General features: G+C 68.8%; 10 protein-coding genes. All 10 read left to right on the top strand.

The annotated features are described in order from the left end of the window. The first annotated feature begins 518 nt into the window (after positions 1 to 518). The 10 genes from sucC to NA11_RS10665 all read left to right on the top strand — a co-directional run bounded on the left by sucC (position 519) and on the right by NA11_RS10665 (position 13,892). A complete protein-coding gene (gene sucC, locus NA11_RS10710; protein ID WP_069161671.1) occupies positions 519 to 1,685 on the top strand; it encodes an ADP-forming succinate--CoA ligase subunit beta in 1,167 nt (388 codons plus the stop codon). Positions 1,686 to 1,696: 11 nt separating this feature from the next. Next, the gene (gene sucD / locus NA11_RS10705) at positions 1,697 to 2,611 is read left to right on the top strand and encodes a succinate--CoA ligase subunit alpha (protein WP_069161670.1); all 915 of its coding nucleotides are present in this window, start codon (positions 1,697 to 1,699) and stop codon (positions 2,609 to 2,611) included. Between the two features lie 312 nt (positions 2,612 to 2,923). After that, the gene (locus NA11_RS47025) at positions 2,924 to 6,229 is read left to right on the top strand and encodes an AfsR/SARP family transcriptional regulator (RefSeq protein ID WP_069161669.1); all 3,306 of its coding nucleotides are present in this window, start codon (positions 2,924 to 2,926) and stop codon (positions 6,227 to 6,229) included. A gap of 147 nt (positions 6,230 to 6,376) precedes the next feature. Then, positions 6,377 to 6,631: a hypothetical protein gene (locus tag NA11_RS10695; RefSeq protein ID WP_069161668.1), complete on the top strand. Its 255-nt coding sequence runs from the start codon at positions 6,377 to 6,379 to the stop codon at positions 6,629 to 6,631. Between the two features lie 42 nt (positions 6,632 to 6,673). Beyond that, positions 6,674 to 6,889, top strand: coding sequence for a hypothetical protein (locus tag NA11_RS10690; RefSeq protein ID WP_069161667.1), 216 nt, complete (start codon positions 6,674 to 6,676; stop codon positions 6,887 to 6,889). Between the two features lie 268 nt (positions 6,890 to 7,157). Beyond that, positions 7,158 to 8,249: a DUF5336 domain-containing protein gene (locus tag NA11_RS10685; protein ID WP_069161666.1), complete on the top strand. Its 1,092-nt coding sequence runs from the start codon at positions 7,158 to 7,160 to the stop codon at positions 8,247 to 8,249. A gap of 102 nt (positions 8,250 to 8,351) precedes the next feature. After that, positions 8,352 to 9,863 (top strand): cell division protein PerM, encoded by a 1,512-nt coding sequence (locus NA11_RS10680; RefSeq protein WP_069161665.1) that lies wholly within the window; start codon positions 8,352 to 8,354, stop codon positions 9,861 to 9,863. 113 nt (positions 9,864 to 9,976) lie between these two features. After that, positions 9,977 to 10,609: a phosphoribosylglycinamide formyltransferase gene (gene purN, locus NA11_RS10675; protein WP_069161664.1), complete on the top strand. Its 633-nt coding sequence runs from the start codon at positions 9,977 to 9,979 to the stop codon at positions 10,607 to 10,609. Positions 10,610 to 10,671: 62 nt separating this feature from the next. Beyond that, positions 10,672 to 12,234: a bifunctional phosphoribosylaminoimidazolecarboxamide formyltransferase/IMP cyclohydrolase gene (gene purH / locus NA11_RS10670; protein ID WP_218023289.1), complete on the top strand. Its 1,563-nt coding sequence runs from the start codon at positions 10,672 to 10,674 to the stop codon at positions 12,232 to 12,234. A 92-nt stretch (positions 12,235 to 12,326) separates the two neighbouring features. Then, complete coding sequence (locus NA11_RS10665; protein ID WP_069161662.1) at positions 12,327 to 13,892, top strand: beta-N-acetylhexosaminidase; 1,566 nt, start codon at positions 12,327 to 12,329, stop codon at positions 13,890 to 13,892. Position 13,893: the final 1 nt, after the last annotated feature.

Genomic DNA, 13,893 nt, shown 5'->3' with positions numbered 1-13,893 from the left:
GTTCGCGGGGCCGAGGTGCCTGCTGATCAGCGGCGTCGACGGGTCAACTGCGGAACGGCTCTCCATCTGCGGAGTGCTGTGCTGCATCAAGCTTGCCGTCCTCCTAGTCGTGACCGTGCTGTGACATCGACCGCAATGACGGTAACGAAACGATTGCATCGTCCGCAAGCGCAGCGGCCTATCTGTCCGAACATGTGAGATTGATCACGCTAACACCACGGAATATCCCTCTGTGCATTGGGCACGCGAGGGAGGTTCGTCCACGACATTTGGTAGTAGACGGAGCCGTGCCTCGTAGCTTCGGCGGGTTTACCTGGCGCGCGGTCAGCAACCTACTGGCGAGTAGCGTTGGCCAGCGGTTTTCCCGCCGCGGGCATCGGCCCGTGACCTGCGCCACTTAGGATGAACGTGGCCGATTGGCCGTCCATGTGACTGATTAGAGTCCGACCCGACCCGCTTCCGACGTCGGGCCGCCAACAAAGACGTTGTCATCACAACGCAGACGAGACGGTGAGTACATGGATCTCTTCGAATATCAGGCGAAGGAGCTCTTCGTTAAGCACGGAGTGCCTTCGTCCGAGGGCCGCGTCACGGACACGGCCGAGGACGCCCGCGCCATCGCGGAGGAAATCGGCAAGCCGGTGATGGTCAAGGCTCAGGTCAAGGCCGGTGGCCGTGGCAAGGCGGGTGGCGTCAAGTACGCCGCCACCGCGGACGACGCGTTCACGCACGCACAGAACATCCTCGGCCTGGACATCAAGGGCCACATCACCAAGAAGATCCTTGTCGCCGAAGCCAAGGACATTGCGGAGGAGTACTACATCTCCTTCCTGCTCGATCGGTCCAACCGCACCTACCTGGCCATGTGCTCGGTCGAAGGCGGCATGGAGATCGAAGAGGTCGCCGCAACCAAGCCGGAGCGCCTCGCCAAGATCGCCGTCGACGCCGTCAAGGGTGTCGACCTCGCTTTCGCCCGCTCGATCGCCGAGCAGGGCCACCTGCCCGCCGAGGTGCTCGACGCGGCGGCCGTGACCATCCAGAAGCTGTGGGAGGTGTTCGTCAAGGAGGACGCCACCCTGGTGGAGGTCAACCCGCTCGTGCGCACCCCGCAGGACGAGATCCTCGCCCTGGACGGCAAGGTCACCCTGGACGAGAACGCCGAGTTCCGGCACCCGGACCACGAGGCCTTCGCGGACAAGGACGCGACCGATCCCTTGGAGCTCAAGGCCAAGGAGAACGACCTCAACTACGTCAAGCTCGACGGTGAGGTCGGCATCATCGGCAACGGCGCGGGTCTGGTCATGTCGACCCTCGACGTGGTCGCCTACGCGGGCGAGAACCACGGCGGCGTCAAGCCCGCCAACTTCCTCGACATCGGTGGCGGCGCCTCGGCCGAGGTGATGGCGGCCGGTCTCGACGTCATCCTGGGCGACGCACAGGTCAAGAGCGTGTTCGTGAATGTTTTCGGTGGCATCACCGCCTGTGACGCGGTCGCCAACGGCATCGTCAAGGCGCTGGAGATCCTCGGCGGCGAAGCGAACAAGCCGCTGGTCGTCCGGCTCGACGGCAACAAGGTGGACGAGGGTCGTCAAATTCTCGTCGATGCCGCGCACCCGCTGATCACTCTTGCGCAGACAATGGACGAAGGCGCCGACAAGGCCGCCGAACTGGCAGCGGCCAAGTAAGGAACCCGGAAATGTCTATCTTCCTCAACAAGGATTCGAAGGTCATCGTCCAGGGCATCACCGGCGGCGAGGGCACCAAGCACACCGCGCTGATGCTGAAGGCGGGCACGCAGGTCGTCGGCGGTGTCAACGCGCGTAAGGCGGGCACCACCGTCGCGCACACCGACAAGGACGGCAACGCGGTCGAACTGCCGGTGTACGGCACCGTCGCCGAGGCGATCAAGGAGACCGGCGCCGACGTCTCCATCGCGTTCGTGCCGCCGAAGTTCGCCAAGGACGCCATCATCGAGGCCATCGACGCGGAGATCCCGCTGCTCGTTGTCATCACCGAGGGCATCCCGGTGCAGGACACCGCGTACGCGTGGGCCTACAACGTGGAGAAGGGCAACAAGACCCGGATCATCGGCCCGAACTGCCCGGGCATCATCACCCCCGGCGAGGCGCTGGTCGGCATCACCCCGGCCAACATCACCGGCAAGGGCCCGGTCGGCCTGGTCTCGAAGTCGGGCACCCTGACCTACCAGATGATGTACGAGCTGCGCGATTTCGGCTTCTCCACCGCCATCGGCATCGGCGGCGACCCGGTCATCGGCACCACCCACATCGACGCCATCGAGGCGTTCGAGAAGGATCCCGAGACCAAGCTGATCGTGATGATCGGCGAGATCGGTGGCGACGCCGAAGAGCGCGCCGCGGCCTACATCAAGGCCAACGTCACCAAGCCGGTCGTCGGCTACGTCGCAGGCTTCACTGCTCCCGAGGGCAAGACGATGGGCCACGCAGGAGCCATCGTCTCCGGCTCGGCGGGCACCGCCCAGGCGAAGAAGGACGCGCTGGAGGCCGCGGGCGTGAAGGTCGGCAAGACGCCGTCCGAGACCGCCGCCCTCGCGCGCGAGATCCTGGAGAAGGCAAGCGTCACCGCCTGATTCGTTTGTGACAGTGAAGGCCGCCTGCCGTACTCGGGAGGCGGCCTTCGTCGTGTGACGGTCGATCAGTGAGTCGCGCTCTCGCGGATGCACCACCACAAACGAAGGCCGCCCCGGATGCGAGGGGCGGCCTTCGTCATGTGTGGCGGGCGGGCTCGGCCTGGGCAGTGGCCGCGCATCCTGACCAGCCATCCGTTGATCTTTTCCCGTAGGTATGCGGAGGTCTTCCTCAGGGACACGGATAGAGCGGTCGGATGGTTCAGTGGCGCTCGGCAATAGTGGGCGGCCGAACACGGACGTTGCGGACAAGGCATGCTTGTCGGCGTGGATGTGCTGGTGCTTGGTCCAGTGCAGGCCTTGGCCGACGGTGCGGGGGTGACCGTCGATCGGCCGCTGGAACGGGCTGTGTTGGTGCGGTTGGCATTGGCGAATCGTGTGCCGGTGCCGGATAGACGATTGGCCGAGGATTTGTGGGGGGCCGAGGTCGAGCGGCCGGTGCAGCGGTTGCGAGTCGTGGTGTCGCGGCTGCGGTCTGCGCTCGGCCCGCTGGCCGAGGTGATCGAACGGACGCCTGCGGGATATCAGGCGGTCGTGTCCGCGACCGATCTGCTGGCCGCTGAGGCGGCCGCACAGCGACTACACGCGGCCCGCAGGGCCGGTGACTACCCGGCGGTCGCGGCGGCGGCGAGAGAGGCGCTCGCGCTGTGGCGCGGGCATGCGCTTGCCGATCTGCGGACCATTCCGTTCGCGGCGGCCGAGGGGGAGCGGCTCGACGATTGGCGGCTGTCGCTGACCGTGGCCGGGCTGGAGGCGAACCTCGAACTCGGCGCGGCGGGGGAGGTGGTGACCGAGCTGACCGGTTTGGTCGCGCGGCATCCGTTGCACGAGCCGTTGTCCTGCCTGCTGGCGTTGGCGCTGTATCGCACCGGGCGCCAGGCCGATGCGCTCGACCGGTTGGCGCGGTTGCGGCGGGTGCTCTCGGAGGAGTTGGGCGTCGATCCTTCGCCGGATACCGCGGCGTTGGAAATGCGCATCCTCGACCATGATCCGTCGTTGCGGGCCGCTGCCGCCGGGGACGGGCCCGGTCAGTCCGCACGGAGTGTGGCGGGCGCGGATCAGGTTTCGCCGAATCGCGCTGGCGCGTCGTTCGATGCTCGTCCGGGTGGGTTTGCGCTGAGCGAGGAATCGCGGAGCGAGCCGCAGCATGGCGCGGCATACCGGGACACCGGTGCGGTTGGCACCGAGACGAACAGCGCTGGAGCGGTTGGCGCTGGGACATATAGCGCTGGAGCGGATGGCGCTGGGACGTATGGCGCTGGGACGTTTGGCGCTGGAGCGGATGGCGCTGGGACACATAGCGCTGGAGCGGGTGGCAGCGGAGTCAACGGCGCTGGAGCGGGTGACGGCAGCGGTTCGGACGACAGCACCGCAAATCGTTCCGAGACAACGGAACACCGGACGAGGCCACCCTCGGCGGTAGCGGTGACAGCGACGAGTTTCGTCGGCCGCGGCCGCGAATTCACCACGCTCACCGCACGTCTCGCCGCACCGGGACTGACGACGGTGGTCGGCGTCGCCGGCAGCGGAAAGTCGCGCCTCGCCATCGAACTCGCCCGTTCGGTCTGCCAATCCGGCAGGCCCGTCACGCTGGTGGAGTTGGCGCCGCTCGGTCGTGCCGAGGACGTGCTGCCCGCCGTAGCCGCGGCGCTGGAGGCGGCGGGACTGGTGTCGGACGCGTCGATCGATCCGAATCACCCACTGCCGGGGATCATCGAGGCGCTCGGCCGCGAGGCGGCAACGCCGCCCCCGCTCCTCATTCTCGACAATGCCGAGCACCTGCTCGGTCCGGTCGCCGAATTGGTCGGGGTGGCAACAGGTTTCAGCGTGCTTGTGACCTCGCAGCGGCCGGTCGGGGCGCCGGCGGAGTCGGTCTATCCGCTCGGTCCGCTCGACCGCAGCGTCGGGGTGGCGTTGTTCATCGAGCGCGCCGGGCTGCACGGCTTGGTGACGGCCTCGGAGCGGGAAGAGCTGGTGGCGATCTGCGCGGCGGTGGATTGGCTGCCGCTCGGCATCGAGCTGGCCGCCGGTCTCACCAGGACCCTGACGATTTCCCAACTGGCACAACGGATCGACGACCGGGTGCGGCTGCTCGTCGGCGGTGCGCGCGATGCCGCGGGCGGGCGGCACACCAGTTTGCGGGTCGCGCTCGACTGGAGTCACGAGCTGCTGGCCGAGCGGGAACGCACGGTCTTGCGCAGGCTCGGGGTGTTCGCAGGCGGGTGCACGCTGGAGGCGGCCGAGGCGGTGGTCCCCGACGGCGAGCTGGAGGCCGGTGATATCGCCCCTGCGGTCGCGGATTTGGTGAACCGGAACCTTGTCACGGTGCAAACCTATGGCGAGACAAGGCGATTCGTGCTGCTGGAGACGGTGCGTGATTATGCGCTTGCCCGTTTGAAGGAGTCGGGGGAAACCGAGCACCTGCGGGCCTGGCACCTGCGGTGGTGTCGAAACCTGGTGCGCTCGATCGGTACGCCCGACGATTTCGCCGCCGCCGAGTCGGTCGCCGCAGTTTTCGCGGAATGGCCGAATATCCTGGCCGCGCTGGAAAACGCGCCAGGAACAGCAAGGGCGCCAGAGGGTTTGCGCCTGGCGGTAGACATGCATGTGCCGTGGCTTGCCAGGGCATGGTTCCGGGAGGCGCAACGTCACTACGCCGCACTCACCGGGGAATGGCAGGCCGGGCGCGAGGCGCCCGACATCCCCGCGCACGAGCTGGCACAAGCGTTGAGCCACTACGGATTTCACACGTTGATGGTCGGCGACCTGGAATCGGCGGCGGCGCAGCTTGCCGAGGCAGGCGAGCTGGCCGCGCCACTCGACGATGCCGAACTCGCCCAGACGGTGCGCTACTACCAGGGCATCGTCGACGTGGAACTGTGCAGGCTGCCGGAGGCCGTCGCCCGGCTGCGCGAAGGTGAGCGGGTCGCCGTGCGCGACACGCAGGGCGCGTCGTTCGCCGACGCGCTCGGTACCGCGCTCCTGTACGCGGGCGACCCGGCCGAGGCACTCGCGGCCTACACCAGGTCGAGCAAGGTGGATGCCGCGCACGACGACGAGCACGGCCTGTCCCGTGGTCTGAGCAACCAAGCCAAGGCGCTGCTCGATCTGGGGCGGCTGGACGAGGCGCTTGCCGTCGCCGAGGAATCCGACCGTTACGCCCGCAGGCTCGACGATCGGCAGATTCTGCCGCTGAACGACTTGACCCGCGCCGCAGCCGCTCTCGTCGCCGGTCAGCTCGACGCCGCCGAGTCCTACTGCCGCGCCGCCCTCGCGCACGAGGAGGAGGCGGCGGGCCTGGCCCGCGTCGACCTGGCCGACGTGCTGATCGCCAAGGGGGAAACCGCCGCGGCGCGAACGTTGCTCGACGAGTTCTCTGCGGCGGGCATCGGCGGCGTGCCGTTGCTGGCGGCCCGCGTGATCTCCGCGGTGCTCCTGCACGCGGAAGGCGACCGGGCCGCCGCACAGGCGCAGCGCATGGACGTCACCGCCGAATTCGGCACGACCGGCTTCGGCTGGCGTCGGTACACCGACCGGCTTGCCGCCCTCGATCGCGACTGACCAGCGGTCGGAACAGGGGTGTTGCGTGCGGCTCCCGGCGCCGAAAGCCCGGTCTTACCTCGTGAAATGCGGGTGAAATCGCGCTGAGACGGCCGACCGGGAATCTTGTCCTCGCAACGCACTACACCTGACCAGGAAGCAAGGACAATGACCAGCACCCGTACCGCGGCCGCCCGTGTCGCCGCCACCGCCGCCCTGACCGTCGCCGGCTTCTTCGGCGCCATCGCCCCCGCATTCGCGGGTCCCTTCGGCTCCGGTTCGGCGGCGCCGGGTAGCACCGGCCCGTTCGAGTACGAGCACCAGTGCCTCTCCCGCGGCAACCTGGGCATCCAGAACGGTGAATGGGCCGACTACGACTGCGTCGGCAGCTATGGCGCCTGGCAGCTGATCCCCCGGTACTGACCAAACACTGCCATATTCACCGATCAGCAAAGGACCGACAGCATGACCATCGCACGCATCGCCGCCATCGCCGCCATCACGTTCGCCGGGTTCGCAGGCGCAGGCCTCGCCTCCGCCGCACCGGATCCCGCCCGCCTCGGCCCGTACGAGGCGCTCAGCACCTGTGAGCGGCAGGGCAACATCGGCATCGAAAACGGCGAATGGGGCGACTACGACTGCACCGGCGGTCCAGGCGCCTGGTTCATTTCGCCCCGCTAGTGCATTCGGCGGCCTCGGCCCGGAGTGCGCGACTGTTCGTCGCGCGGCTCCGGGCCGGGCCACGTTTTCGGGCAAATGGTGCACCGGGTGAACAATGGGCAGCCGCGCCGGTGCTAGCTGTTGGCAAACGCCTTGCGACCTGGCCTCAGGCCGCTTAAGTGCCACTAAGGGGGCTCGGTTAAGGATGACCTGGGCGAAAGAGTGCAGTAGCGTCAGGAGAGATCCACCAGAGCAGACCACGTACGACTCGACCTAGGAGACGACCGACATGTCATACCCGTCCGGGGGCTCCGGGTACAACCAGCCCGCGCCCGCCACGTCAGCCAGCCTCGGTTCGACCCCGGGTGGTGGTGCCAGCTCAGGCTCGAGTGCGTCGGGTGCCGAGGCCAAAGGTCTTCCGTTCTTATTGACGGTCGCGGTCGCCGCGCTCGGTGTGATCAACTTCCTGCTCGGTTTCGTGCCGTTCCTCGGCAGCAAGCCGATCGAATTCGGCGGCACCCCGGTGCGCAGCGCCGAGACGGCAAGCCTGTTCGACGGATCCGGCGCGTCGCTGCTCGGCATCCTGCTGCTCGGCGGCCTGCTGGCCGGGCTTTCGCTGCTGCCCAAGCAGAACTGGACCGGCGCCGCGGCCGCGGCGTCCACGGCGGGTTTCCTCGCGCTCGCCGTCCAGTCCTTCAGCTTCGGTGACGGCGTCGAGTTGAAGTGGGGCGCATACCTGCTCTTGGTGTTCGCGTTGGCGCAGACCGTTGCCGCGATCGGCGCGGTGCTGTTCGAGGCGGGCATCGTCAAGGCGCCTGCGCCGCGGCCCGCCGCCGCGGCGACGCCCGGTTACGCACAGGGCGGCTTCGGCCAGCAGCAGCCGTCGTTCGGTCAGAGTCAGCCGTCGTTCGGGCAGAGCCAGCCTGGCTACGGCCAGCAGCCCGCGCAGCCTTACGGCCAGCAGTCGCCCTACGGCCAGCAGCCGGGATACGGTGCGGCACAGCAGGCTTCGCCGTACGGTCAGAGCCAGCCGAGCCAGCAGGCCTACGGGCAGCAGCCCGGCCAGTCTTACGGTCAGCAGCCGGGTTACGGCCAGCCGACCACGGCCTACGGTGCGGGACAACAGGGTTCGCCGTACGGCGCGCCGAGTGCGCCGCAGCCGCGCCAGGACGACAGCGCCACCCAGCATTTCGGCGCCGCACAGCCGGGGCAGCAGTCGCCCTACGGTGCGTCGTACGGGCAGCCGAGCCAGTCCCCGCAGTCCGGCCAGCAGCCTGCGCAGCCGAGCGGTCCGCAGGGCCAGCCGTTCGGTGGCGAGCAGAGCGCCGACCCGACCAACGATGCCACCCAGGCCTTCCGGCCGTCCGACGACAACAAGTAGCAGCTGCTCCCTTCGGGGACGCCCCGGCGGGGCGGGTGAACCCGGCGCGTTCGCGGCGCGCCTGACCCGCTCACGCCGGGGAAGCTGCCACGCTGAATTGTCATGAGTGCTCCCAGAAACTCCCTTGCGCGCCGAACCACGGGGTCTCGTGGTGTGCCGGAACCGCAGCACACCGACGCCGACGAGGCCGGGTTTCTGTCACTCACCCCGGAACGCGCGCGCGTCCTCGTGCTCGTCGCAGGGCGCCCGACGACCTACGCGCTGACCGCCGTCATCGTGCTCGCGCTCGCCACCCTGCTGAGCGCGGGCAGCGACCTGACCGGCACCTCCGGCGCGATCGCCGCGGGATGGCTTGGGGTACACCAGGTTCCGCTGGTGATCGGCAAGACTTCGCTCGGCCTGCTTCCGTTGGTGCCGACCGCGCTGGTGGTGTGGCTGGCCGGGCGGGAATGTGCCCGCGCGGTCGAACCGGACTGCACGCGCGCCGATCTCGGTTGGATCGTCGGCGCCGCGCTGGCCGGACCACTGCTGATCACCGCCATTTGTCTCGCGGTCGCGGAGGACGCCTCCGGCGTCGTCGCGCTGGAGCCGCCGAACACCCTCGCCGCGTTCGCCTGGGTCGGCGGCCTGTATCTGGTTGCGGCAGCGGGCGGGATCTCGAGCAGGAACCGGCGGCAGGTTTTCACGCTGCTTCGGCTGCCCGAGTGGGCGATCTCCGGGATGTACGGCGCGGGCCGCGCTGTCTTGCGCATGCTCGGCTGCGCGACCGCGATCGTCGTCATCGCGTTTCTGGTGCACGTCACCCGGGTCGGCGAGACTTACCAGAGCGCGGGCAATGCCGCAGGGGTGATCGGGCTGACCGTGCTCTCGCTGGCCTACCTGCCGAACCTGGTTGTGCTGGCGGTCGGCGTGCTCGTCGGCTCGGGCGCGCAGCTCGGCGCCGCCTCCTTCGGCGTGTTTTCCGTTGTGGGCGGCCCGATTCCGGCCGTGCCGTTGCTGGCGGCGGTACCGACCGGGCCCGCCGCGGGCTGGTGGCCGGTGCTGTTGCTGCTGCCTGCCGCGATCGGCGTGCTCGGTGGGCTCGATCTTGCGCGCACCTCGACCGATCGGATCACCGCGCCGTGGGCGACGCTGAGCTCGGCGGGGCTGGCGACCGTCGCCCTGCTGTTGCTCGGCGCGATCGCAGGCGGTGATCTCGGCACCTTCGGCCACGTCGGGTTGGAGCTGCCGATCTTCGCGGTGGTGACCTTCGCGTGGTTGGCCATCCCCGGCTATGCCGGTCTCGTGTTCGCGCGCTGGTTCCTCGTCCCGGTCGGCACGGCGCCCGCCGACTACGCCGACCCGTACGACGAGGACGACTACTACGACGACGATTACTACGACGACGAGCACTACACCGACGACGACTACGCCGAGGACCGCGACTACTACGAAGACGACTACGCCGACTACGACGGACCGGACCTGGAAGTCGCGGTGGACGGCGAACTCGTCGAGGAGCAGACCGCGATCGGGACGGTCCGCACACCCGGCGCGGATACCACACCGGACATCGTGGACGCCGAGGTGGTCGAGGCGGACCTGCCGGAAAGTGACCGGGTCGAGGGTCGTTAGGCTCTACGCGGCGGAGCTCTTCCGTCCGCCGTCCGATCGATCGCAGGAGTAGAGCGCTGAGCCGACCCACCCCGCCGGCTGTCGCCCCCCAGCCGTCCCCGCACGCGCCGTGGATCCCCGCCGCGTCCCCGGCGACCGTTGTCGTACTCGCCTCCGGCACTGGCTCGTTGCTGCGCGCACTCCTCGACGCGGCCGCCGCGCCCGATTTCCCGGCCAAGATCGTCGCCGTCGGCGTCGACCGGACCTGCGCGGCCACCGGCCATGCCGACGCCGCCGGGGTGCCGCATTTCCGGGTGGCGCTGAACGACTTCCCCGATCGCACCGCATGGGACGCCGCGCTGACCGACGCGGTCGCCGCGCACGCGCCGGACCTGGTGGTCTCGGCCGGATTCATGAAGATCCTCGGTGCCGCGTTCCTCGACCGGTTCGGCGGCCGGATCATCAATACCCACCCCGCGCTGCTGCCTGCCTTCCCCGGCGCGCACGGGGTGCGCGACGCGCTCGCCTACGGGGTCAAGGTCACCGGCTCGACCGTGCACCTGGTCGACGCGGGCGTCGACACCGGCCCGATCCTCGCGCAGGAGGCGGTGCCGGTGCTGCCCGACGACGACGAGGCAGGCCTGCACGAGCGCATCAAGGTTGTCGAAAGGCGGTTGCTGGCGCAGGTCGTCGCGGCCGTCGCGACCCGGGGGATAGTTTCCGACGGACGAAAGGCAGTTATCCCAGATGAGCGAGTTCTCCGGTGACTGAGCGCAGCGAAGCAACCCTCGATCCCGCAGCGGCCACGGAGTCGGCGCACCGCAGGCCGATTCGCCGGGCGCTGGTGAGCGTCTACGACAAGACCGGTCTCATCGAGCTCGCCACCGGCCTGCACGCCGCGGGCATCGAGCTGGTGTCGACCGGCTCGACCGCGAGCAAGATCGCCGGCGCCGGTGTCCCCGTCACCAAGGTGGAGGACCTCACGGGCTTCCCGGAGACGCTCGACGGGCGGGTGAAGACGCTGCATCCCCGGGTGCACGCGGGGATCCTCGCCGACTTCCGCAGGCAGGAACACATCGATCAGCTGGTCGAACTCGGCGTCGAGGCGTTCGAGCTGGTGGTGGTGAATCTGTACCCGTTCACCCAGACCGTGGCGAGCGGGGCGAGCCTCGACGAGTGCGTCGAGCAGATCGACATCGGCGGGCCGTCGATGGTGCGTGCCGCCGCCAAGAACCATCCGTCGGTGGCCGTGGTGGTCGACAGCGGTGACTACGACCGCGTGCTGGCCGCCGCGCAGGGCGGCGGGTTCACCTACCGCGAGCGAACCGAGTTGGCGGCCAAGGCTTTCCAACACACCGCGAGTTACGACGTGGCCGTCGCGAGCTGGCTGACGAACGTGCTCGTCCCTGCGGCGGGCGCGAACGAACCGGCCGCCGCCCCCGCGCTGTTCCCCGGGTGGCTCGGTGGCACCTGGGAGCGCACCTCGGTGCTGCGGTACGGCGAGAACCCGCACCAGGCCGCGGCCCTCTACGCCAACAACGACGGCAGTCTCGGGCTCGCGCAGGCGAAGCAGTTGCACGGCAAGGAGATGTCGTACAACAACTACACCGATGCCGACGCCGCCTGGCGCGCCGCCTATGACCACACCGCACCGACGGTGGCGATCATCAAGCACGCCAACCCATGTGGCATCGCGATCGGCGCCGACATCGCCGAGGCGCACCGCAAGGCGCACGCCTGCGATCCAGTGAGCGCCTTCGGCGGCGTGATCGCGGCCAACCGTGAGGTCACCGTGGAGCTGGCCGAGCAGGTCGCGGAGATCTTCACCGAGGTGATCGTCGCGCCGTCCTACGCGAGCGGTGCGGTGGAAGTGTTGCAGCGCAAGAAGAACGTGCGCATCCTGGTCGCGGAGCCGCCGCGCCGCGGTGGCGCCGAGCTGCGCCCGATCAGCGGCGGTGCGCTGCTGCAACAGCGCGACGTCCTCGACGCCGCGGGCGACGACCCGGCCAACTGGACGCTGGCGGCGGGCGAGGCGGCCGATGCCGAGACCCTCGCCGATCTCGAATTCGCTTGGCGCGCTTGCCGTGCTGTGAAGTCCAACGCGATCCTGCTCGCGCACGACGGCGCGTCGGTCGGCGTCGGCATGGGACAGGTGAACCGGGTGGACGCCGTGCAGCTCGCCGTCCAGCGTGCCGGTGATCGGGCCAAGGGCTCGGTCGCCGCCTCGGACGCCTTCTTCCCGTTCCCCGACGGACCGCAGCAGCTGGTGCAGGCAGGCATTCGTGCCATCGTGCAGCCGGGTGGTTCGGTGCGGGACCAGGAGACCATCGACCTGGCCCGTGAGGCCGGGGTGACGCTGTACCTGACCGGTTCGCGGCACTTCGCCCACTGAGTCGGCAGTTTTCGAACGCCACGTCGGTCCGCCGACGTGGCGTTCGGCGTTTGTCGAGGGTGTCGGCGGTGCGGGTTTCGTAGAGTAGCCGCATGTCTGTGCGCGCAGTGGCTTCCGGTGTGGCTGCGGTGCTCGTCACCGCCTCGGTGGGTTTCGGTGGGACACCGGCCGCCTCGGCCGAGCCGGGTGTGCCGCGGACGGTGCCGTCGCTCAAACAGTGGCAGCCCGGCGGCGCGGACTTCTCGCTCGGCACAAAGGCGCGGGTGCTGTACACGCAGGACGCATTGCGGGAGACCGCAACGGATTTCGCGGCGTCCTTGCAAGCGGCCACGGGCAACGACATTGCCGCGCAACCTGGTTCGGCAGGCAGTGCCGGTGACATTGTCCTGACCACCGGGCTCGTGCCGGACGCACCGGAAATGCCAGAGGCTTACCGAATTTCGGTCGCCGACACCATGGAACTGCGCGGCGCCGACACCGCGGGCGCGTTCTACGCCACCAGGTCGGCACTCCAGCTGCTGCGCCAGCGGACCGTGATACCCGGTGGCGCCGTGACCGATTGGCCGCAGTATCGGGAACGCAGCCTGATGCTCGACGTCGGCCGCGAGTTCATGCCGGTCGAGCTGTTGCGTGCGCAGATCCGGCGGATGGGCCACCTCAAGCTGAACCTGCTGCACCTGCATTTCTCGGATACCTTCGGCTTCCGGCTAGACAGCGACCGGCACCCGGAAATCACCGCGGCGCAGCACTATACGAAGCAGGACATCCGAGAGCTGGTCGATTACGCGGCCAGGTATCAGGTCGAGATCGTGCCCGAGGTGGACTTCCCCGGCCACATGAACGGCATCCTGGCCGCGCACCCCGAGTTGAAGTTGCGCAGCGCGAACGGGCGGGTCTCCGACGCGGCCATCGACATCGCGAATCCGCGCGCCTACGACCTGATGCGCGACATCCTCGAGGAATTTCTTCCGCTGTTCCCCGGCCGCTACTGGCACCTCGGCGCGGACGAGTTCCTCCTCGACGGCGCCATGGTCACGAGCTATGACGAATACCCGCAGATCGGCGCGTACGCGAAGGCCACCTATGGGCCGCAGGCCCAGCCGGTGGACGCCTTCCTTGGCCTGATCAACTGGGGCGCGGACATCGTGCGCGCCAACGGCAAGCGCCCGCGCATCTGGAACGACGGCTTGCACACCGGCGCGGGCACCCTGACCATCGGCACGGACATCGTCGTCGATTACTGGAGCAGGGCAGGCATCCCGCAGCTGCCGCTGCCGTTCTTCGGCGCGGCCCGCACGCCCGCCGATCTCATCGCTGCGGGCCATGAGGTCAGGAACGCGGCATTCACCCCGACCTACTACGTCGCGGGCGGACCGACGGCGGTAGGCAACGTCCCCGCCCCGATCGCTTATCAGCTGTGGGATCCCGCGCTGTTCGTGGACGGCAGCAGGCTGAGCCCCGCGCAGAACGAGCGCAACCTCGGCTCGGGGTTGTTCGTCTGGTGCGACGATCCGACGGTGCAGACACCCGAGCAGATCGCCGTGTCGATCACCATGCCGCTTCGGGTCATGGCACAGCAGACCTGGGGTCCACCGCAAGCCGGCAGCTACCATGAGTTCGCGCGGCGTGCCGATGCGGTCGGCGAGCCCGTGCTCTAGT

Origin of the sequence: Nocardia altamirensis NBRC 108246 (assembly GCF_001612685.1) — a bacterium.
Lineage (GTDB): Bacteria > Actinomycetota > Actinomycetes > Mycobacteriales > Mycobacteriaceae > Nocardia > Nocardia altamirensis.
Note: the sequence above shows the minus strand (reverse complement) of the source record. Positions and strands in the feature narration are given on the sequence as shown.